Annotated in this window: 19 protein-coding genes and 1 other RNA gene; 9 read left to right on the top strand and 11 right to left on the bottom strand. The window is 62.4% G+C overall.

The window, feature by feature from the left end; translation table 11 throughout:
• Positions 1-16 precede the first annotated feature (16 nt).
• The 3 genes from HPQ64_RS02600 to HPQ64_RS02590 all read left to right on the top strand — a co-directional run bounded on the left by HPQ64_RS02600 (position 17) and on the right by HPQ64_RS02590 (position 1,691).
• Positions 17-682 (top strand): L,D-transpeptidase, encoded by a 666-nt coding sequence (locus HPQ64_RS02600; protein ID WP_172886818.1) that lies wholly within the window; start codon positions 17-19, stop codon positions 680-682.
• 65 nt (positions 683-747) lie between these two features.
• Entirely contained in the window at positions 748-1,239 is a 492-nt protein-coding gene (locus HPQ64_RS02595; RefSeq protein WP_425483805.1) for an OmpA family protein, read from the top strand.
• Between the two features lie 245 nt (positions 1,240-1,484).
• Positions 1,485-1,691, top strand: a complete 207-nt coding sequence (locus tag HPQ64_RS02590) for a hypothetical protein (protein WP_172886816.1) — start codon at positions 1,485-1,487, stop codon at positions 1,689-1,691.
• 142 nt (positions 1,692-1,833) lie between these two features.
• On the opposite strand, the gene HPQ64_RS02585 is transcribed toward HPQ64_RS02590, so the two are convergent.
• From HPQ64_RS02585 to HPQ64_RS02560, 6 genes are all read right to left on the bottom strand, one after another.
• Positions 1,834-2,241 (bottom strand): F0F1 ATP synthase subunit epsilon, encoded by a 408-nt coding sequence (locus HPQ64_RS02585; RefSeq protein WP_172886815.1) that lies wholly within the window; start codon positions 2,239-2,241, stop codon positions 1,834-1,836.
• Positions 2,242-2,265: 24 nt separating this feature from the next.
• Positions 2,266-3,690 carry a F0F1 ATP synthase subunit beta gene (gene atpD, locus HPQ64_RS02580; RefSeq protein ID WP_210260062.1) on the bottom strand — a complete coding sequence of 475 codons (1,425 nt, stop codon included), beginning with the start codon at positions 3,688-3,690 and terminating at the stop codon, positions 2,266-2,268.
• 25 nt (positions 3,691-3,715) lie between these two features.
• Positions 3,716-4,588: a F0F1 ATP synthase subunit gamma gene (locus tag HPQ64_RS02575; RefSeq protein WP_172886814.1), complete on the bottom strand. Its 873-nt coding sequence runs from the start codon at positions 4,586-4,588 to the stop codon at positions 3,716-3,718.
• A 32-nt stretch (positions 4,589-4,620) separates the two neighbouring features.
• Positions 4,621-6,150 (bottom strand): F0F1 ATP synthase subunit alpha, encoded by a 1,530-nt coding sequence (atpA, locus tag HPQ64_RS02570; protein WP_172886813.1) that lies wholly within the window; start codon positions 6,148-6,150, stop codon positions 4,621-4,623.
• Entirely contained in the window at positions 6,150-6,710 is a 561-nt protein-coding gene (locus tag HPQ64_RS02565; RefSeq protein WP_172886812.1) for a F0F1 ATP synthase subunit delta, read from the bottom strand. The genes atpA and HPQ64_RS02565 overlap by 1 nt, the downstream gene beginning before the upstream one ends.
• A 300-nt stretch (positions 6,711-7,010) precedes the next feature.
• Positions 7,011-9,215 carry a primosomal protein N' gene (locus tag HPQ64_RS02560; protein ID WP_343035893.1) on the bottom strand — a complete coding sequence of 735 codons (2,205 nt, stop codon included), beginning with the start codon at positions 9,213-9,215 and terminating at the stop codon, positions 7,011-7,013.
• A gap of 219 nt (positions 9,216-9,434) precedes the next feature.
• Between HPQ64_RS02560 and fsa the strand changes: the two genes are divergently transcribed.
• A complete protein-coding gene (gene fsa / locus HPQ64_RS02555; RefSeq protein WP_172886811.1) occupies positions 9,435-10,088 on the top strand; it encodes a fructose-6-phosphate aldolase in 654 nt (217 codons plus the stop codon).
• Between the two features lie 186 nt (positions 10,089-10,274).
• On the opposite strand, the gene HPQ64_RS02550 is transcribed toward fsa, so the two are convergent.
• The 3 genes from HPQ64_RS02550 to HPQ64_RS02540 all read right to left on the bottom strand — a co-directional run bounded on the left by HPQ64_RS02550 (position 10,275) and on the right by HPQ64_RS02540 (position 12,442).
• Positions 10,275-10,973, bottom strand: a complete 699-nt coding sequence (locus tag HPQ64_RS02550) for a sulfate transporter family protein (protein WP_172886810.1) — start codon at positions 10,971-10,973, stop codon at positions 10,275-10,277.
• A gap of 79 nt (positions 10,974-11,052) precedes the next feature.
• Positions 11,053-11,988 (bottom strand): NAD(+) diphosphatase, encoded by a 936-nt coding sequence (gene nudC, locus HPQ64_RS02545; RefSeq protein ID WP_172886809.1) that lies wholly within the window; start codon positions 11,986-11,988, stop codon positions 11,053-11,055.
• Positions 11,989-12,031: 43 nt separating this feature from the next.
• Positions 12,032-12,442 carry an HIT domain-containing protein gene (locus tag HPQ64_RS02540; protein ID WP_172886808.1) on the bottom strand — a complete coding sequence of 137 codons (411 nt, stop codon included), beginning with the start codon at positions 12,440-12,442 and terminating at the stop codon, positions 12,032-12,034.
• A gap of 127 nt (positions 12,443-12,569) precedes the next feature.
• Between HPQ64_RS02540 and HPQ64_RS02535 the strand changes: the two genes are divergently transcribed.
• The 5 genes from HPQ64_RS02535 (at position 12,570) to recR (ending at position 17,371) form a co-directional block, all read left to right on the top strand.
• Positions 12,570-14,198 carry an acyl-CoA synthetase gene (locus HPQ64_RS02535; protein ID WP_172886807.1) on the top strand — a complete coding sequence of 543 codons (1,629 nt, stop codon included), beginning with the start codon at positions 12,570-12,572 and terminating at the stop codon, positions 14,196-14,198.
• A 67-nt stretch (positions 14,199-14,265) separates the two neighbouring features.
• Positions 14,266-14,363, top strand: an RNA gene (gene ffs / locus HPQ64_RS02530) — signal recognition particle sRNA small type.
• Between the two features lie 98 nt (positions 14,364-14,461).
• Complete coding sequence (locus HPQ64_RS02525) at positions 14,462-16,366, top strand: DNA polymerase III subunit gamma/tau (RefSeq protein WP_172886806.1); 1,905 nt, start codon at positions 14,462-14,464, stop codon at positions 16,364-16,366.
• Between the two features lie 53 nt (positions 16,367-16,419).
• Positions 16,420-16,740, top strand: coding sequence for a YbaB/EbfC family nucleoid-associated protein (locus tag HPQ64_RS02520; RefSeq protein ID WP_160777074.1), 321 nt, complete (start codon positions 16,420-16,422; stop codon positions 16,738-16,740).
• 22 nt (positions 16,741-16,762) lie between these two features.
• A complete protein-coding gene (gene recR, locus HPQ64_RS02515) occupies positions 16,763-17,371 on the top strand; it encodes a recombination mediator RecR (protein ID WP_172886805.1) in 609 nt (202 codons plus the stop codon).
• A 27-nt stretch (positions 17,372-17,398) separates the two neighbouring features.
• On the opposite strand, the gene HPQ64_RS02510 is transcribed toward recR, so the two are convergent.
• Positions 17,399-19,036 carry an ABC transporter ATP-binding protein gene (locus tag HPQ64_RS02510; protein WP_172886804.1) on the bottom strand — a complete coding sequence of 546 codons (1,638 nt, stop codon included), beginning with the start codon at positions 19,034-19,036 and terminating at the stop codon, positions 17,399-17,401.
• A 13-nt stretch (positions 19,037-19,049) separates the two neighbouring features.
• Positions 19,050-20,228 carry an ABC transporter permease gene (locus HPQ64_RS02505; RefSeq protein WP_172886803.1) on the bottom strand — a complete coding sequence of 393 codons (1,179 nt, stop codon included), beginning with the start codon at positions 20,226-20,228 and terminating at the stop codon, positions 19,050-19,052.

Raw genomic sequence — 20,228 nt, 5'->3', positions numbered from 1 at the left:
GGAGGGACTTCGGGCCATGGATCTCACCCGCAGAGCATTGACGAAAGGCGCAGGGGCGCTCGCCACGGCATCGGCCTTTTCGCTTCCGGCCATTATCCCGGCAAGCGGCGATGTCTCTTCCAAATGGTTCACAGGCCCGGTCGAGGACAACGGCTTTTCCTACCGTGCGACGAATTTCTCGGTGATAAAGCCGCACTGGCGGCGCCAGATGGTGAAATATTTCTCCGAAGAGCCACCGGGTACCGTCGTCGTCGATACGCGCAACCATTTTCTCTATTGGATCTGGGAAAACAATACCGCGCTCAGATATGGCGTCGGCGTCGGGCGTGAGGGTTTCAAGTGGTACGGACACGCGCGTATCGACCGGAAAGCGCTCTGGCCACGCTGGGTCCCGCCCGCGGAAATGCTCGAGCGGCAGCCCGATCTGCCGAAGCTGGTGAAGGGCGGTGCGCCGAACAACCCGCTTGGGCCGCGCGCGCTTTATCTCTACCGGGACGGCTCGGACCTCGGCTACCGCCTCCACGGCACGCTGGAGCCCTGGAGCATCGGCAACGATGTTTCCTCCGGCTGCATCCGCATGTTCCCGGAAGATGTGATCGATCTTTACCAGCGCTGCCCCGTCGGCACACGCGTATTGGTTCTTCAGCATCTGGGGGGCGGCAGCGCCGAAAGCGACGGCTGAGCCGGACCGTTTCAGCGCGCTCAAGGAGATTGCCCATGACAACATCTACTCTTCGCCGTGCTGCCATGGGCGCCCCTTTTGCGGTCGTGCTAGCGGCCCTTGCCCTATCCGGTTGCAACACGCTCGAGGCGGCGACAACGCCGGATGTTACCAACGCGACGGCGGCGGGATTTGAGAAAATTTCAGCCGGTAGCGAGCAGGATTTCATCGTCAACGTCGGCAGGCGCACCTATTTCGCAAAAGGGTCCGCCGCGCTTGACGATACGGCGAAGATGACCCTCGACAGCCAGGCCGAATTCCTGAAGGCCAACCCGAACTGGTACGCCAAGATCCAGGGTTTTGCCGACGACCCCGGCGAAGAGGCGGCGAATGTGGCCCTTTCCCAGAAGCGGGCGGATGCCGTTATGGCCTATCTTGTCTCCAAGGGTGTTGCGCCGGACCGCCTTTGGGCGAAGGGTTATGGTATGGAACGGCTCGTGCGCGATTGCGACGACATTGAATGCAAGGCGCAAAACCGCCGCGCGGTGACGAACCTGCGCGAGGAAAAGGAAGCCTGAGCCGAAAGCGGCTGTGGGCTAATCCATCGGTTTACGATCATTTCTGCATTGCAGCATTCGCATGGCTGAAATTGTGCACTGCGGTTGCGGAATGACGCCACATTGCGTATATAACGTCTCGATGAAAATGAGACCCGCGGTCGGTCATTCCGCCGGACGGGTCTTTTTATGGAAAATTCCAAAAACCACCCGCTGGCGCGATCGGGCTTCCGGTCCGCGACGCCGGACAAGAAGGATTTGACGTCATGACCGTACAGAGATTGCCGCGCGCCGGACAGTGCAAATGGGCCGAGGGCACGGGCGGAGACTACTACTTCCCCTGCCAGAACCGCGTCGAGGCCGGTATTTCCTATTGCGCCGAACACCATGCGCTTGTCTATATTTCGCCGGAAGAGCGTCGCCGCCAGCGCGAGAATTCGCAGGTGAGCCAGCAGCGCCGCATCGCCGCCTGAAGCGGAATTGTATCGCTAGGCAACACGCGAAAAATTCATGAGACCCCGGTCATCTGGCCGGGGTTTTCGTTTTTATGCCCCTAATAGAAAACGCCCGGCCAAATGACCGGGCGTTTTGTGTTTCGTGATGTTGACTAGCGCGTCAGGAAGCCTTGAGCGCCGCCTCGACCTCGCGAAGCTGGGAAAGCAGTGTTTCCGCGGCCTGCTTCGCTTCATCGTTCTTTGCGTCCTTGACGTCTTCCTCGGCGTCCTGGATCTGGGAACGGATTTCCTCGGCGTTCAGATCCTGAACCGGAATCGCCTGCTCGGCCAGAACCGTCAGAGCCTCGGCGCCGGCTTCCGCGAAGCCGCCGCGCACGAAATATTCGTCCACGTTGCCGTTCGGCCGACGCACCTTGAGGATGCCCGGCCGGATCGTCGACATAAGGGGGGCATGCCCCTTCATGACGCCGAACTGGCCCTCGGTGCCGGGCACGACGACCTCGATCGCCTCGTCCGACACGAGAAGGCGCTCCGGCGCGACGAGCTCGAAATGAAATGCTTCCGCCATCGGCCTGTCTCGTCCCGTTTCGCGTTACGCGGCTTCAGCGGCGAGCCGCTGAGCCTTTTCGACCGCCTCTTCCATCGTACCGACCATATAAAAGGCAGCTTCCGGGAGGTGGTCGTATTCGCCGTTCACAAGGCCTTTGAAGCCCTTGATGGTGTCCTCGAGCGCGACGAGCTTGCCCGGCGAACCGGTGAAGACCTCGGCCACGAAGAACGGCTGCGACAGGAAGCGCTCGACCTTGCGGGCGCGGGCGACGGTGAGCTTGTCTTCTTCTGAAAGCTCATCCATGCCCAGGATCGCGATGATGTCCTGAAGCGCCTTGTAGCGCTGCAGCGTTTCCTGCACGCGGCGGGCGGTCTCGTAATGCTCTTCACCGATGATGCGCGGGTCGAGCATGCGCGAGGTGGAATCGAGCGGATCCACGGCCGGATAGATGCCCTTTTCGGCGATGGAGCGGCTCAGAACCGTCGTCGCGTCGAGGTGAGCGAAGGTGGAGGCCGGGGCCGGGTCAGTCAGATCGTCGGCGGGCACGTAAACAGCCTGCACTGACGTGATCGAACCCTTGGTCGTCGTCGTGATGCGCTCCTGCATGCTGCCCATGTCGGTGGCAAGGGTCGGCTGATAGCCCACGGCGGAGGGGATACGGCCGAGAAGGGCCGACACTTCCGAACCCGCCTGCGTGAAGCGGAAGATGTTGTCCACGAAGAACAGCACGTCCTGGCCCTGGTCGCGGAAATGCTCGGCGACCGTTAGGCCCGTCAGCGCGACGCGGGCGCGGGCTCCCGGAGGCTCGTTCATCTGGCCGTAAACCAGAGCGGCCTTGGAACCTTCTCCGCCGCCTTCCTTGTTCACGCCGGATTCGATCATTTCCCAGTAAAGGTCATTGCCTTCACGGGTACGTTCGCCGACGCCGGCGAAGACGGAGTAACCGCCGTGCGCCTTGGCGACGTTGTTGATAAGCTCCATGATCAGAACGGTCTTGCCGACGCCGGCGCCGCCGAACAGGCCGATCTTGCCGCCCTTGGCGTATGGAGCCAGCAGGTCCACGACCTTGATGCCGGTGACCAGGATTTCCGCCTCGGTCGACTGTTCGATGAACGTCGGCGCATCCTGGTGAATGGCGCGCTTGGTGTCATGCTTGATCGGGCCTGCTTCGTCGACCGGCTCGCCGATGACGTTCATGATGCGGCCGAGCAGACCGTCGCCCACGGGCACGGCGATCGGTTCGCCGGTGTCCGCCGCCTCCTGGCCGCGGACGAGACCTTCCGTGCCGTCCATGGCAATGGTGCGGACCGTGTTCTCGCCGAGGTGCTGGGCAACCTCGAGAACGAGGCGCGTGCCCTGGTTGTCGACTTCCAATGCGTTCAGGATCGCCGGCAGATGGTCGTCGAACTGAACGTCGACAACGGCGCCGATGACCTGGGTAATCCGTCCGACTGTCTTGTCAGCCATCTCTTCAATCCTCGTGTCGATCGGTTCAGAGCGCCTCGGCGCCCGAAATGATTTCGATGAGTTCCTTGGTGATCTGCGCCTGGCGCTGGCGGTTGTAGGTGATCGTCAGCTTGTCGATCATCTCGCCGGCGTTGCGCGTGGCATTGTCCATCGCCGTCATCTTTGCGCCCATCTCGCCCGCGACGTTTTCAAGCAACGCGCGGAAGAGCTGGACGGAGATGTTGCGCGGCAACAGATCGGAGAGAATCTCCTCCTCGCCCGGCTCGTATTCGTAGACGACGCCCTCGGCGTTCTCGTCCTTTTCGAAGACGGCGGGAATGAGCTGCTGCTCGGTCGGGACCTGGCTGATCACCGACTTGAAGCGCGAATAGAACAGCGTACAGACGTCGAACTCGCCATCGTCGAACATCTTCAGCACGCGCGCGCCGATCTCGTCGGCATGCTTGAAGCCGATCTGCTTCACGCTTCTGAGATCGACCGTGTCGATGATGTGCTGCGACAGCTCGCGCTTGAGCACGTCATAGCCCTTCTTGCCGACGCAGAGGATCTTCACCGTCTTGCCGTCGGCGATGAGCCTGCGGGCATGGTCGCGCGCGAGCTTGGCGATCGACGTGTTGAAAGCGCCGCAAAGCCCGCGCTCGGCGGTGGCGACGACAAGCAGATGCACCTGATCGCCGCCGGTGCCCTTCAAAAGGGCCGGAGCATCCTCGCGGCCCTCATAGGCGACCGCGAGATTTGCCAGCACGGTTTCCATGCGCTCGGCATAGGGGCGCGCGGCTTCCGCTGCTTCCTGGGCGCGACGCAGCTTCGCCGCGGCCACCATCTGCATGGCCTTGGTGATCTTCTGCGTCGCCTTAACCGAGGCGATGCGGTTTCTGAGGTCCTTAAGGCTGGCCATTGCCGCCCCTACTCCTTCGTCCGGTCAGCCGTTCAGGCGAAGTTCTTGGCGTAAGCCTCGACCGCCGACTTGAGCTTGCCTTCAAGCTCGTCGTCGAGGGCCTTTTTCTCCCAGATCGCGTCGAGCAGATCCTTGTGCTCGGCGCGCAGGTTCAAGAGCAGGCCTTCCTCGAACTCGCGAACCTTGTCGACCGGAAGCTTGTCGAGATAGCCGTTCACGCCGGCGTAGATGACCGCGACCTGTTCTTCCGTCTTGAGCGGGGAGAACTGGGGCTGCTTGAGAAGCTCGGTCAGGCGGGCGCCACGATTGAGAAGACGCTGCGTCGTGGCATCGAGGTCGGAGCCGAACTGGGCGAAGGCCGCCATTTCGCGGTACTGCGCCAGCTCGCCCTTGATCTTGCCGGCGACCTGCTTCATCGCCTTGATCTGGGCCGAAGAGCCCACGCGCGACACCGACAGGCCGACGTTCACCGCCGGGCGAACGCCCTGGTAGAACAGATCCGTCTCGAGGAAGATCTGGCCGTCGGTGATCGAAATCACGTTCGTCGGAATAAACGCCGACACGTCGTTGCCCTGCGTCTCGATGACGGGAAGCGCGGTCAGCGAGCCGCTGCCGTGGTCCTCGTTCAGCTTGGCGGCGCGCTCAAGCAGGCGCGAGTGGAGGTAGAAAACGTCGCCCGGGTAAGCTTCACGTCCCGGCGGGCGGCGAAGCAGCAGCGACATCTGGCGGTAGGCGACGGCCTGTTTGGACAGATCGTCGTAGCCGATAACCGCGTGCATGCCGTTGTCGCGGAAGAATTCGCCCATGGCGGTGCCGGAGAACGGCGCCAGGAACTGCAGCGGCGCCGGGTCGGACGCGGTGGCGGCGATGACGATGGAATATTCGAGCGCGCCGTTGTCTTCCAGAACCTTCACGAACTGGGCAACGGTGGAGCGCTTCTGGCCAATGGCGACATAGACGCAGTAAAGCTTCTGGTGCTCGTCGTCACTCTGGTTGAGGGGCTTCTGGTTCAAGAAGCTGTCGAGCAGGATCGCGGTCTTGCCGGTCTGGCGGTCGCCGATGACGAGCTCGCGCTGGCCGCGGCCGATCGGGATGAGCGCGTCAATGGCCTTCAGGCCCGTCGACATCGGCTCGTGTACCGACTTGCGCGGCAGGATGCCCGGTGCCTTCACGTCCACGCGGCGGCGTTCCGTCGCTTCGATCGGGCCCTTGCCGTCGAGCGGGTTGCCGAGCGGGTCGACGACGCGGCCGAGGAGGCCCTTGCCGACCGGGACTTCCACGATGGCGCCGGTCCGCTTGACCGTGTCGCCTTCCTTGATGTCACGGTCGGAGCCGAAGATAACGACGCCGACGTTGTCGCTTTCCAGGTTGAGGGCCATGCCCTTGATGCCACCTGGGAACTCGACCATTTCGCCGGCCTGGACCTTGTCCAGACCGTAGACGCGGGCGATGCCGTCACCTACGGAAAGAACCTGGCCGACCTCGGAAACTTCGGCTTCCTGGCCGAAATTCTTGATCTGCTCCTTGAGGATGGCGGAGATTTCCGCGGCCCGAATATCCATCAGCCGACCTCTTTCATCGCGAATTTGAGGGAATTGAGTTTGGTCTTCAGCGAAGTGTCGATCATCCGGCTGCCGACCTTGACGATCAGGCCGCCGATCAGTTCAGGATCGACCTTCGCGGAAATCTTTACGGTCTTTCCGGTCGATTCATGAAGCGCCTTCTTCAGCGCCTCCACCTGATCGTCGGAAAGAGGGGCCGCGGACGTGACTTCCGCGGTGGATTCTCCGCGCTTGACGGCAAGGGCGGCACGGAAGGCCGCGATCATGCCGGGCACGGCGAAAAGGCGGCGGTTCTTGGCGGCAAGCTTCAGGAAGTTCGCCGCAAGGCCCTTGAGGCCGGCCTTGTCGAGGATTGCGGAGAGAGCCTTGAGCTGCTCGTCGGCGGAGAAAACGGGGCTCTGCACGAGACGGCGGAGATCGGCGCTTTCGCCCAGAAGCTTCTCGAAGCCGTCGAGATCATTCTCGACGGCTTCTACGGCCTTCTGGTCTTCGGCAAGCTCGAGGAGCGCCGTTGCGTATCGTGAGGCCACGCCTGAGATGAGAGATACGTTGTCAGTCACAGGATCCGTGCTCTCTGACGCAGGTTGGTGCCGGAGCTTTCAGCTGAGCTGTCAGCAAGGCTTTGAAAATTCGTCATTATTGGTGGTTTTGAGGGCCGAAAGCCAAGTCCGATCCCCCGAAGCCGCGCTCCGCATAGCACAGGCTTTCTCCCTGCGCAACAGCGCCTGACGGCCCGGAAATGCCCGCAAATGCCGGCTTTCGCCGCCACCGCGGACGATCCTTATGTCTTTTCCCCGCGCCCGGCAAGACCGATGACAGGCAAAACGCCCGCCGATCTCAACAAAAAGCGTGGATGCCGGTCACAAGAAGCTTTGCGGATCGACGTCGACCTGGAGGCGAAGCGAGGCCCTGGGTTTCGGCGCCGCCTTCAACCATTGTCTGAGATAGGCCTGAAGGTCGAAGGCGCGCGGGGCCATGACGAGGGCGCGGAACCGGTGACGGCCCCGAACCAGGGCAAGGGCGGCTTCTGCGGGGCCGAGCAGCGTGACGGATTGATCGTGCGGGGCGGAGCGTACCACGGCTCTTGCGAAATCCGCCGTCTGGTTGCGATCGGTGCCTGAAAAGATCAGTGCGGCGAGGCGTCCGAAAGGCGGCAGTCCGGCGGCGCGGCGCGCCTCGATTTCGCTTTTGTAAAAGGCATCGCGGTCGTTCGCCAGAAGCGCCTTGATGACCGGGTGTTCCGGCGCATAGGTCTGGAGGAAACCGCGGCCCTGACCGGCGATGCGCCCGGCGCGGCCCGTCACCTGCGAAATGATCTGGAAGCTGCGCTCGCCCGCGCGGGGATCGCCATGCGCCAGGCCAAGATCGGCATCCACAACGCCGACAAGGCGCATGAGCGGGAAATTATGGCCCTTGGCGACAAGCTGCGTGCCGATGACGATATCGGCCCCGCCTTCGGCGATCACCTTCATTTCGCGCCTGAGCCTGTCCGGCCCGCCTGGAAGATCGGAGGAAAGCACGAGCGTATGCGCGTCGGGCAGGATATCGGCGATCTCCTCCGCGATCCGCTCCACCCCCGGTCCGCAGGCGACCAGCGTTTCCGCATTTCCGCAGCTCGGGCAAGCGGACGGCACCGGCTCGCTATAGCCGCAGTGGTGGCACTGGAGCCTGCCGCGAAAGCGGTGTTCGACCAGCCATGTCGAGCAGTTGGGGCAATGGAAGCGGTGGCCGCAGGTGCGGCAAAGCGTGAGGGGAGCATATCCGCGCCGGTTCAGGAACAGGAGGGCCTGCGCACCGTCGGCAACTGTCTCGGCCAAAGCCTCGACGAGCTTGGGCGCAAGCCAGCGCCCGCGTTCAGGCCCTTCGGTGCGCATGTCGATGGGGATGATTTCGGGAAGGGCTGCGCCAGATGCCCGCTCGGGCAGTTCCAGCCTCGTGTAACGGCCGGCACTCGCATTCACCTGGCTTTCGACGGATGGGGTCGCGGAGGCGAGGGCAACAGGAAAGCTGCTGATCTTGCCCCGGACCACCGCCATGTCCCGGGCGTTGTAGGAAACCCTGTCCTCCTGCTTGTAGGCGGTGTCGTGCTCCTCATCGACGACGATCAGGCCAAGGTCCTTGAAGGGGAGAAAGAGAGCGGAACGGGCGCCGACGACCACCTTCACATCGCCGCTCGCCGTGCCGCGCCAGACGCGGGCGCGTTTTTTCGGCGGAACGTCGGAATGCCATTCGGCGGGACGCGCGCCGAAGCGGGCTTCGAACCGGTCGATAAACTGGCTGGTCAACGAAATCTCGGGAAGGAGCAGAAGGACCTGTTTGTCCTGGCGAATCGCCTCGGCGACCGCTTCGAAATAGACTTCCGTCTTGCCCGAGCCTGTCACGCCGTCGATGAGGAAAACCGAAAAGCCCTTGCCGATCGCGGCGCGCAGCTTGGCGACCGCTTCCCCTTGCGCAGGCGTGAGCGATGGTCCCTCACGGTCCGGCTCGGGTGCCGGCGGCGGCGGGCTTGCCGGCATGGAGACGACCTCCAGCACGCCGTGGGAAATTAACCCGTCCACAACGGACGGGCTGACGCCGGCAGCTCCCGCAAGGCCGCTTTTCGTCCAGGCGAAGCCGTCTTCGACAAGCTCGAGCACGCGGGCGCGCGCCTTCGTCACACGCTCGATCTCCACACCTTTCACCTTGCGCACGCCGGGCAGCGGCGCCTCGGGCTCGAGCGCTTCCTCGGACCTGAGCACCATGCGCGCGACCATTCCAGGCGGAGACAAAGTCCAGTTCGCTACCCAGTCGAGGAATTGCATGAGATCGGGCTTCAGCGGCGGCACATCGCCATAGACGTGCAGGATGTCTTTCAGCTTGCTTCGTGAGACTTCGGCACCTTCCTCGATATCGCGCACGACGCCGATCACCTCGCGGGGGCCGAGCGGCACACGCACGATAGAGCCGGGGCGCACGTGGAGGCCTGCCGGAACCCGGTAGCTGTAGGCATCCGCCACGGCGACGGGCACGAGAACGCTCACCGTTACGGGCAGAGAACCATCCAGGATTTCGTCATCGAAGAGCACGGATGCTACAGACCTTGAGAATTTTCCGGAGTTTGGCCTGCAGTGGGCGCACGCCGGGCGAATCAGGGGGTGTTCCTTATCCTCATCCTACGTTAAAGAGACGGCGAATTCGGACCAAGCGAGGATTGGAGGTAAACTCCAGCCGCTTTCCCAAAGTAGGATTTGCCTGAATCCGCCGCGCCGGCCCGATTGACGCTCGAGAAATGGAGCCCGTGTCCCATGAAATTCTTCGTCGATACCGCCGACACCGCCGAAATCAAGGAACTCGCCGATATCGGCCTGCTTGACGGCGTGACCACCAACCCCTCGCTCATCATGAAAGCGGGCCGCCCGATGAAGGAGGTTATCGCCGAGATTTGCGGGATCGTCGAAGGCCCGGTTTCGGCGGAAGTCACGGCCACCGAATTCAAGGACATGATGGCCGAAGCAGAAGTGCTCGGCAAAATCGCTGACAATATCGCCATCAAGGTGCCGCTGACGTTGAACGGCCTCAAGGCTTGCCGCGCCCTTTCCGACAACGGTCAGATGGTGAATGTGACGCTCTGCTTTTCCGCAAACCAGGCGTTGCTGGCCGCAAAGGCCGGTGCAAGCTTCATTTCGCCCTTCATCGGCCGCCTTGACGATATCCACCTCGACGGGCTGGAGATCATTCGCGAAATCCGCGTGATCTACGACAATTACGGCTTCGAGACGGAAATCCTCGCGGCCTCGATCCGCAGTGCCAACCATGTGAAGGATTGCGCGCTTGTGGGCGCGGATGTGGCGACGGTGCCGCCCGCGGTTCTCAAGGGCCTTGCAAAGCACCCGCTGACCGACAAGGGGCTTGAAGCCTTCCTTGCCGACTGGGCGAAGACGGGCCAGAGCATTCTTTAAGAGCTTGGGCCGATGACAAGTTTGGACGTTTTCGCCTTTGTGTGGCCGATCATTGCCGTGGCGATTGTCATCGGCCTCGCATTTTACTGGACGCGGAACATGCGCAAGCTGAAGTCCTGATGCGGATTCGGCGATTTTCGCGACCACCCTTGCAAGGTCTTCGATCTTCCCTGAAATGAGATCCGATCACGTTGAACGGTAGGGCGGAGCGTCGGCTGCGGCCGCCTTACCTCTCGCCAGACGCTTGTAGAGATGCACCATGAAAATGGTGGCGAAGATCGGCGTTACGAGGTTGAGGATCGGCACGGCGAGAACGCCTGCGATCACGAGGCCCGCCAGAAATACCGTGGCGCCGTGCGCCCTTCTCAAAGCCTTCGCATCTGCTTGTGGCATGAAACGCGTTGCTGCGAATTCGAAGAACTCCCGCCCCAGCAGGTAACCGTTCACCAGGAAGAAAGCGACGAGATTGATGCCCGGCACGAGCAGGAGCATCAGCGCGAAAATATTGGCGAGAATGACGATGCCGGTGAATTTCACCGTGAGCCAGATGCTTTCGGGCAGCGGCATGGCGCGACCCGGACCGTCGGCAGGGTAATCCTCGCGCTCGACGATCAATGCGATATCGTCCTGAAAAATTGCAGCGAACATCGCCGTGACCGGGGCGACGAGGAAGCCGAGGCCGATGAATGCGCCGACGCCGGTGAGGATTGAAAGCGCTGTATCGAGCCAGGGGTAAGGCAGGTCGACAAATCCGGCGACAAGCCCGTTCAGCGCTATCCAGATGAGAAAGAGCGCCGCAAGCGTGAACCCCAGCGACTTCCAGAAAATCGCCCGGAAGGCGGGCTGGAAGACCTGGCTCATGGCGCGGATGGCGGCGGCGATCATATTGCTTGGCGTCCTTTGAAACGACGGTCATTCGCCATTGACATAAGTAGCACTCGGCCGGGCCACAAGCGTCGCGGGGTCAGGATCGCCCCTCCACCCATTCCCGGATCAGCCAATGGGCGATGGAAATGCCTGGCGGGATGATTTTGCCTTCCCCGTGTTCGCCCGCCATCATCTGCCGTACTTCGCCACGGGAGAACCAGCGGCAGTCTTCCAGCTCCGTTTCGTCCATGGCGATGTCGCGTGAAAGCGCCTCGCCCCGGCAGCCGATCATGAGGGAGGCTGGAAACGGCCAAGGCTGACTTGCGCGATAGGCGACCTTGCCGACCTTGATGCCGGACTCTTCGAAGACCTCGCGGCGGACGGCATCCTCCACCGTCTCTCCGGGCTCGATGAAGCCCGCGAGTGTTGAATAAACGCCTTCGGCAAGGCGCGGCGGGCGGCCGAGCAGGCAATTGTCACCGTCGGTGATCAGCATGATCGCGACCGGGTCGGTGCGCGGGAAATGCAGGCCGCCGCAGTTCGAGCAGTCGCGGCGGTATCCGCCTTGCGTCATGACGCTCTTTTCGCCGCAGCGCGAGCAGAAGCCATGCGTCATGTGCCAGTGGCCGAGCGCGCGGGCCTGGGCGAGAATGCCGAGATCTTCCGGCGGGAGTGCGCCCTGTATGGCGAGCGAGCGGATGTCGATGAGCTTGAACGCATTATTTTTTTCAATCTCTTCTTCGGTCGCCGAAATCTGGACTGAAAAGACTGGAGCGTCCGTTTGCGGCCGGAAGCCGAGAAGCACCGTTTCATCCGATGCCGCCGCGAACTCGTTTGCGAGCGTGCGTTCGTGGAAGATGTTCAGTTCCTTGCCGGAAACGTCGACCACGGGCCGGTCGGCGGAAAAGAGCACGAAGCGGGCATTACCGGAATTTCGGTGCCGCTCGAACCATTCCGCATCGCCGCGATGCTCCGAAAGGCGGTTGAGCGGATTTGCGGCATAGGCGAAGGGTTCGAATCGATGCTGGCTCATGAAGTGGAAAACGTCCCTGGGTGGCTGGATACAAGCGCTTACATCAGGCGCTCAAACGGTCGGAAAGTTCTGAAATCAGGCGGTCGCGCTCGCCTGAATCATAGGCAACGGGTTTGGCAGCGCCCCAGACGGGGCCGGGCCATGCGGGATCGTCCTGATGACGCGCGATGATATGTATGTGAAGCTGGGGGACCTGATTGCCGAGGGCCGCGACGTTGAGCTTCTGGCAGTCGGTCGTCTCGCGCAGCGCTTCGCTCGCGAGCGCGATCTCTTCCATCAGTTCCGCGCGTTCCGGCGCCTCAAGGTCGAGCAGTTCGATCAGGTCCGGCTTTCTCGGAACGAGGATCAGCCAGGGATAATTCGCATCCTTCATGAGCCTGACGGCGCAAAGCTTCAGATCCGCCACGTGATAGGTGTCGCCGGCAAGCCTCGGGTTGATATCGAACGGGATCATGGGGACGCTCCTGAAACGCGGCCTGAGACTATACCCTTGCCGGAGAGGACGGAAAGCCGCGCCCGTGACATTTTCGCGATTGCGGGTCAAAACTGGATAAAACGTACGGGATGCGCGGAGGAAATTTATGCTGCCGAAAGCCGATAGCTACGATGCCCTGACGAAGAAGTTCCGCTGGGACGTGCCGGAACGCTTCAACATGGGCGTCGACGTTTCGGACAAATGGGCGGCGCGCGATCCGGACCGTCTGGCACTCACCTTCATCGACGAGGAAGAGAACGTGTCGCACTACACGTTCTCCGACCTGAGCCGGCTTTCAAACAGGCTCGCAAACCTCTTGACCTCGTCGGGCGTCATCCAGGGCGACAGGGTCGGCATACTGCTGCCGCAGGCGCCCGAGACCGCCTTCGGGCATATCGCCGCCCACAAGATGGGCGCGATCTCCATTCCGCTTTTCATGCTCTTCGGCGAGGAGGCTCTGCTTTTCCGGCTGAGGGATTCAGGTGCGCGCGCGATCATCACCAACACTGACGGCGCCAACAAGATCCTGCCGATTCGCGATCAATTGCCGGAGCTTCGCCAGGTCTTCACCGTGGACGGCAAGCACATAGGCACGCGCGATCTGCATGAGGAAATGGCGGGTCACAGCGATCACTTCACGCCCGTCAACACGAGCGCGGAGGATCCGGCGGTCATCATCTATACCTCCGGCACGACGGGGCAGCCCAAGGGCGCGCTGCATGCCCATCGCGTCCTCCTTGGCCATTTGCCGGGCGTGGAAATGAGCCATGACTTTTTTCCGCAGGAAGGCGACCGTATCTGGACGCCTGCCGACTGGGCCTGGATCGGCGGGCTTCTCGACGTCCTGATGCCGGCCCTTCATCACGGCGTTCCGGTCGTCGCACGGCGCTTTTCCAAGTTCACAGGCGAGGCGGCGTTCCAGCTTTTGCAGGACCAGAAGATCCGCAACGCCTTTCTGCCGCCGACGGCATTGAAGATGATGCGGCAGGTGGAAAGTCCGGAAAAGCGCTGGGAGCTGAACCTTCGATCCGTGGCGAGCGGCGGGGAGACGCTTGGCACGGAACTGCTCGACTGGGGCAGGCGCGTCTTCGGACTGACCATCAACGAGTTCTATGGCCAGACGGAATGCAACATGATCGTCTCCTCCTGCGGGGCGATCATGAACGCCCGGCCCGGCATCATGGGCCGCGCGGTGCCGGGGCACCAACTTGCGATCGTGACCGACGGCGGGCAGGCGCTCGCCAGCGGCGAGATTGGCAATATCGCGGTCAAAAGGCCAGACCCCGTCATGTTCCTCGGCTACTGGCGAAACGAGAAGGCGACTCGGGCGAAATTCGCCGGCGACTGGTTGCTGACCGGCGATACCGGCATCAGGGACGAAGCGGGCTGGATCCGCTTCGTCGGGCGCGACGACGACGTGATCACTTCCGCCGGATACAGGATCGGCCCCGGCGAGATCGAGGACTGCCTGATCGGCCATCCCGCAGTGAAAATGGCGGCCGCCGTCGGCAAACCGGACAAGCTTCGCACCGAGATCGTGAAGGCCTATGTGGTGCTGAACGAGGACGCCGAGCCATCCGGTGAACTTGCCAAGGAAATCCAGGATTGGGTGAAGACGCGCCTCGCCGCCCATGAATACCCGCGCGAAGTGGAATTCGTCGAAGAACTGCCGATGACGACGACCGGCAAGATCATCCGCAGGGAACTCAGGCAAAGGGCCACACAGGAAGAATGAAGAGGACGAAAGATTCCCTCCCTGCCCCCTTGCCAAGCCGTGCCCCCCTTCTGATATAAGGGGGTCGGGAGGCTGGTGGTGGACGAGCCACTCGCCAACCGGGTCAGGTCCGGAAGGAAGCAGCCCTAACGAGTTTCGGCACGGGTCATCGTGCCGGCCTCCCACCCTCGCCGTCAGCGCGTTCGGCCTTCGACGCGCCGAATTGCGGTGACAAGACGCCGCCTGGCGAGACAGAGCGCCGCAAGGCCTGTAAACTGGTGGCCATGGACGGCACGACTCCCCCAGAACCCGGCTTCGACCTTGGCGTCAAGAAAGACGATGCCTATCGCGTTCTCGCGCGCAAATACCGCCCAAGGACCTTCGACGATCTCGTCGGCCAGGAGCCGATGGTGCGCACGCTGCAGAATGCCTTCGAAACGGGCCGCATCGCGCAAGCCTGGATGCTGACGGGCGTGCGAGGTGTCGGCAAGACCACGACGGCGCGCATCCTTGCCCGTGGCCTCAACTACGAGATCCCAGGCGAAGCCGAACAGCCGACCATCCGCCTCGACAAACCCGGCATCCACTGCGAAGCGATTATGGAAGGCCGGCATGTCGATGTGATCGAGATGGACGCGGCCTCGCACACCGGTATCGGCGACATTCGCGAGATCACGGACGCCGCGCGCTACCGCCCGGCTTCCGCGCGCTACAAGGTCTACATCATCGACGAAGTGCATATGCTCTCCAACGCGGCCTTCAACGGCCTGCTCAAGACGCTGGAAGAGCCGCCGGAGCATGTGAAGTTCATTTTCGCCACCACTGAGATCCGCAAGGTTCCGGTGACGGTGCTTTCGCGCTGTCAGCGCTTCGACCTGCGCCGGATCGACGCCGCAAAGCTTGTCGCGCTCCTGCGCGATATCGCCGGCAAGGAAAACATAGACATTTCCGACGAAGCGCTCGCGCTGATCGCGCGGGCGGGCGAAGGATCGGCCCGCGACAGCCTTTCGCTGCTCGATCAGGCGATCGCCCATGGGGGAGGACATATCGGCGCGGAACACGTGCGCGAAATGCTGGGCCTTGCCGACCGGGCACGCGTTATCGACCTGTTCGAGCAGGTGATGAGGGGGGACGCTGCGTCTGCCCTTGAGGAAATGAAAGGGCAGTACGACAGCGGCGCCGACCCGGTGGTCGTATTGTCCGATCTCGCCGATTTCACGCATCTCGTCACGCGTCTAAAAATCGTGCCGAAGGCCGGCGACGAGGCCTCCGTCACCGAGGCCGAGCGCACGCGCGGGCGGGAATTCGCCGAAAAACTTTCGCTCAGGCTGTTGTCGCGGGCATGGCAGATTCTCCTGAAGGGGATTGCCGAAGTGCAGGCAGCACCCAAGCCGCTGGCGGCTGCCGACATGGTTCTGGTGCGCCTTGCCTACGCCGCCGACCTTCCCGACCCGGAAGAGGCGCTAAAGGCGTTGAGGGAAGGCGCGTTGCCACCTGCGAGTGCGCAGCCAACCAGCGGAGGCGCGGCGGCCCGACAGGCGCCGCAAGCGCCAGGCGGACAGCCGGTTCAGGCCCGAATGGCGACACCGCAGGCCGGCCCGGCTTCGCCAGGTCAGGGACCTTCCGCGCGCATGGCGGGCAGCCCGTCGGCGCAACTCAAGGCAGTGGAAAGTGCGCCGGAGCAGAAGGTGGATGAAGCACCGGTGCCCGATGCCTCCGCCCCGCCCGTGCCGGTGGCGAACGGGCCGAGGTCGCTTGCCGAGTGCGCTGCCCTTGCCGCCGAAAAGCGCGATATTCCGCTGAAGGTGGCGATCGAGCGAAACATGCGCCTCGTCAGCTTCGAGCCGGGCCGTATCGAGTTTCAGCCGACGCCGGACGCCGATGCCGACCTTGCCGGAAACCTCGGTCGCAAGCTTACCGAATGGACCGGCACGCGCTGGATCTGCATCGTCAGCCGCACGCAGGGCAGACCAACGCTTTTCGAGGAGCGGGAGGCCAACAAGCGCCAGCTTCTCACCGATGCGCGCTCGGAACCTTTGGTCGCCGAACTTCTTGCGGCCTTTCCAGGTGCCGAGATCGTAAACGTTCATGTCAGAACGCCGGAGGGCGAGGCGCCACCCACTGAGGCTGTGCCGGAAAATCCGGATGAAGGCGAATTCGATGGTGACGATCAGGATCCGAACGCTTAAGTCACCTACCTAGTGATCGAGACCAATTTGGCTCCAATCGACGGAGATATCCCATGGACTTCATGAAGATGATGAAGCAGGCCAAGCAGCTTCAGGAAAAGATGGGCACGCTTCAGGAAGAGGTTGCCCAGATCGAGGTGACCGGCACGGCGGGCGCTGGCCTTGTCACCGTAACCCTCAACGGCAAGAGCGAGATGAAGGGCCTCAAGATCGACCCGTCGCTTGCCAAGGAGGACGAGGTCGAAATTCTGGAAGACCTGATCATGGCCGCCTTTAACGACGCCAAGGCCAAGGCGGAAACCGCCATGCAGGAAAAGACGCAGGAACTAATGGGCGGCCTTGGCCTGCCCGCCGGCATGAAGCTGCCGTTCTGAGCACAGCACAGGATTCCGGCGAATGTCGAGCCGTTCCGTCGCCGGCCCGGAGATCGAGCGCCTTATCCAGCTTCTGGCGAAACTGCCGGGGCTGGGGCCGCGCTCGGCACGCCGGGCGGCACTTCACCTGATCAAGAAGAAAGAGCAATTGCTTGCGCCTCTGGCCGAGGCGATGGATGTCGCCGTGGAAAAGGTCGGCATCTGCTCGACTTGCGGAACGGTGGACACGAGCGACCCCTGCACGATCTGCTCCGATCCGCGCCGCGATGCGTCGACCATTCTCGTTGTAGAGGACGTCGCCGATCTCTGGGCGCTCGAACGGGCGGCGGCGCTCAACTGCCGCTATCATGTGCTTGGCGGCACGTTGTCACCGCTCGACGGCATCGGGCCGGACGATCTGAACATCGGCGGGCTTGTCGACCGGGTCGAGGCAGGCGGCGTGAGCGAGGTGATCCTGGCCGTGAATGCGACCGTTGAAGGGCAGACCACGGCGCATTTCGTGACGGACAGGCTTGCCGGCTTTGACGTGCGCGTTACCAAGCTTGCCCACGGCGTGCCCGTCGGCGGAGAGCTCGACTATCTCGACGAGGGCACGCTCACGCAGGCGCTGAAGGCCCGCACGGCTTTCTGACGCCGCTTTCGCCAAAAATCTTCCGCTTTACTGGCTGACGATGCCTTCGCCCGCCGTTTCAAGGCGGAAGGCGGCAGCCATCAGCGCCTTGGTGTAATCCGTTTCCGGATGGTCGAAAACCTTCTCCGACGGGCCTGATTCCACCACCTTGCCGTCCTTCATGACGATTACGTCGTTGGCGAGGGCACGCACCACCTTCAGATCATGCGAGATGAAGAGATAGGCAAGGTCATGGCGCTTCTGCAGGTCGCGCAGGAGATCGACGACCTGCGCCTGCACGCTCATGTCGAGCGCCGATGTCGGTTCGTCGAGCATGACGAATTTCGGTTCCAGCACCATGGCGCGGGCGATCGAGATGCGCTGGCGCTGGCCGCCCGAAAACTCGTGCGGGTAACGGAAGCGGGTCGCGGCATCGAGGCCCACCTCCTCAAGCGCATGGGCCACGCGTTCGTCGCGCCCTTCCTGTGAAATGCCGGGAAAATGCACTGCGAGACCTTCTCCCACGATATCGGCGATCGACATGCGCGGCGAGAGTGAGCCGAACGGGTCCTGGAAGACGATCTGCATGTCGCGCCTGAGCGGGCGCATCTCCTTCCACGAAAATTGTTGGATATCCCTGTCGTGGAAGGAAATTTCGCCGGTCGAAGAAATCATCCTGAGAAGGGCGAGACCCAGCGTCGTCTTGCCCGATCCGCTTTCGCCGACGATGCCGAGCGTTTGCCCCTCGCGAACGGAGATATTTACCCCATCGACGGCCTTGATGTGATCGACCGTGCGGCGCAGGAACCCGCGCTTGACGGGAAACCAGACCTTCAGGTCGTCGGCCTTCACCACGATCGGCTTGGATGTGTCCGTCTTGGGCGGGCTGCCCTTCGGCTCGGCCGCCAGAAGGTGCTTCGTGTACTCGTGTTGCGGGTTGGAGAAAATTTCCTCCGTCTCGCCCTTTTCCACAATCTTGCCGTCGGTCATCACGCAGACACGGTCGGAAATCTTGCGCACGATACCGAGATCATGAGTGATGAAGAGCATCGCCATGCCGACGTCGCGCTGGATATCCTTCAAAAGCTGGAGGATCTGCGCCTGCACCGTCACGTCGAGGGCCGTCGTCGGTTCATCCGCGATCAGGAGATCGGGTTCGTTGGCGAGCGCCATGGCGATCATCACGCGCTGGCGCTGCCCGCCGGAAAGCTGATGCGGGTATGACTGGAGCCGCTTTTCAGGCTGAGGGATGCCGACCTGGTCAAGAAGCTCAAGCACGCGCTTGCGCGCTGCTGTATCGCTCATGCCGCGGTGGATCTTCAGGACTTCGGCGATCTGCCTTTCCACCTGATGCAGCGGATTGAGCGACGTCATCGGTTCCTGGAAGATCATGGAGATCTCGTTGCCGCGCACCTTGCGCAGGGCTGCATCATTCGCGGTGAGCATGTCCCTGCCCTTGAAGAGGATCTCTCCGCTCGGATGCGAGGCTGTCGGATAGGGCAGGAGCCGGACGGTCGAAAGCGCAGAGACGGATTTACCCGATCCGCTTTCGCCGACAAGCGCGACCGTCTCTCCCGAATTGATGTCGAAGGAAATGTGGTCGACGGCAAGCGTCTTCCTGCCTTCCTGAGAAAAGGCGACGGAAAGGTCCTGAACGGAAAGGAGGGGGCTTTTCGATGTTGTCATGCCTGTCGCTCCCTCATGCGAATGCCTTGCGCGGATCGAAGGCGTCGCGCACCGCCTCGCCGATGAAGATCAGCAGGCTCAGCATGATGGAGATCATGAAGAAGCCGGTGATGCCGAGCCAGGGTGCCTGAAGGTTGTTCTTGCCCTGCGCGAGAAGCTCGCCAAGCGATGGCGATCCTGGTGGCAGGCCGAAGCCGAGGAAGTCGAGCGCCGTCAGCGTCGTGATCGATCCGTTCAGAATGAAGGGCATGAAGGTGAGGGTGGCGACCATGGCATTCGGCAGCATGTGCCGCCACATGATGACGCCGTTCGACACGCCAAGCGCCTTGGCGGCCGTCACGTATTCGAAGTTGCGGGCACGCAGGAACTCGGCACGCACGACGCCAACCAGCGCCACCCAGGAGAATGCGAGCAGGATGGTGAACAGCGTCCAGAAACCCGGGATCAGCACCGAAGAGACGATGAGGATCAGGTAAAGGGTGGGGATCGCCGTCCAGATTTCGATGAACCGCTGGAAGAAAAGATCCACCCAGCCGCCGTAATAACCCTGCACGGCGCCGGCTGCGATGCCGATGATCGACGAGGCGATGGTAAGCGCCAGCCCGAATAGAACGGAAATGCGGAAGCCGTAGATCAGGCGTGCGACGACGTCTCGTCCCTGATCGTCGGTGCCGAACCAGTTCCAGTTGCCGAGCGTGCAGTTGGCGTCCTCCGCGCCGTTCGGATACTGCTGGCAGCGTTCTTCCTTGTCGAGCATCCAGGAGGGTGGGGCGGGAGCGGGGACCGGTATCTCGTTGTTGATCGTATCGTAGGAATAGCGGATCGGCGGCCAGAGGATCCAGCCGTTGGCGTTGATCTCGTCCTGGATGAAGGGGTCGCGATAGTCGGTTACAGCCAGGAATCCGCCGAATTTTTCCTCTGGGTAATCGACGAAGACCGGCGTCAGCAGTTCGCCCTTGTAGGAGACGAGGATCGGCCTGTCGTTGGCGATGAATTCCGCGAAAAGCGCCAGCACGAAGAGGATGAGGAAAATCCAGAGCGACCAGAAGCCTCGCCGGTTCGCATTGAAGTTTGCTAGCCGGCGCTTGTTGATCGGCGAAAGCTCGAAACGGCCCCTCGGGCGGAATTTGCCCTCGCTTGCGCTCACGAAACGGCTTTGGCCGGTTGCCCTGTTCTCAGTGCGGGTGTCCAT

This window comes from Hongsoonwoonella zoysiae, assembly GCF_013266695.1.
In the GTDB taxonomy this organism is placed as follows: Bacteria; Pseudomonadota; Alphaproteobacteria; order Rhizobiales; family Stappiaceae; genus Hongsoonwoonella; species Hongsoonwoonella zoysiae.
The sequence above is the reverse complement of the archived record's forward strand: the minus strand, read 5'-3'. Positions and strand labels throughout refer to the sequence as shown.

Coding starts and splice junctions, on each gene's coding strand:
- HPQ64_RS02600 (WP_172886818.1), top strand. CDS start 17: ATGGATCTCACCCGCAGAGCATTGACGAAAGGCGCAGGGGCGCTCGCC.
- HPQ64_RS02595 (WP_425483805.1), top strand. CDS start 748: ATGGGCGCCCCTTTTGCGGTCGTGCTAGCGGCCCTTGCCCTATCCGGT.
- HPQ64_RS02590 (WP_172886816.1), top strand. CDS start 1,485: ATGACCGTACAGAGATTGCCGCGCGCCGGACAGTGCAAATGGGCCGAG.
- HPQ64_RS02585 (WP_172886815.1), bottom strand. CDS start 2,241: ATGGCGGAAGCATTTCATTTCGAGCTCGTCGCGCCGGAGCGCCTTCTC.
- atpD (WP_210260062.1), bottom strand. CDS start 3,690: ATGGCTGACAAGACAGTCGGACGGATTACCCAGGTCATCGGCGCCGTT.
- HPQ64_RS02575 (WP_172886814.1), bottom strand. CDS start 4,588: ATGGCCAGCCTTAAGGACCTCAGAAACCGCATCGCCTCGGTTAAGGCG.
- atpA (WP_172886813.1), bottom strand. CDS start 6,150: ATGGATATTCGGGCCGCGGAAATCTCCGCCATCCTCAAGGAGCAGATC.
- fsa (WP_172886811.1), top strand. CDS start 9,435: ATGAAATTCTTCGTCGATACCGCCGACACCGCCGAAATCAAGGAACTC.
- HPQ64_RS02550 (WP_172886810.1), bottom strand. CDS start 10,973: ATGATCGCCGCCGCCATCCGCGCCATGAGCCAGGTCTTCCAGCCCGCC.
- nudC (WP_172886809.1), bottom strand. CDS start 11,988: ATGAGCCAGCATCGATTCGAACCCTTCGCCTATGCCGCAAATCCGCTC.
- HPQ64_RS02540 (WP_172886808.1), bottom strand. CDS start 12,442: ATGATCCCGTTCGATATCAACCCGAGGCTTGCCGGCGACACCTATCAC.
- HPQ64_RS02535 (WP_172886807.1), top strand. CDS start 12,570: ATGCTGCCGAAAGCCGATAGCTACGATGCCCTGACGAAGAAGTTCCGC.
- HPQ64_RS02525 (WP_172886806.1), top strand. CDS start 14,462: ATGGACGGCACGACTCCCCCAGAACCCGGCTTCGACCTTGGCGTCAAG.
- HPQ64_RS02520 (WP_160777074.1), top strand. CDS start 16,420: ATGGACTTCATGAAGATGATGAAGCAGGCCAAGCAGCTTCAGGAAAAG.
- recR (WP_172886805.1), top strand. CDS start 16,763: ATGTCGAGCCGTTCCGTCGCCGGCCCGGAGATCGAGCGCCTTATCCAG.
- HPQ64_RS02510 (WP_172886804.1), bottom strand. CDS start 19,036: ATGACAACATCGAAAAGCCCCCTCCTTTCCGTTCAGGACCTTTCCGTC.
- HPQ64_RS02505 (WP_172886803.1), bottom strand. CDS start 20,228: ATGGACACCCGCACTGAGAACAGGGCAACCGGCCAAAGCCGTTTCGTG.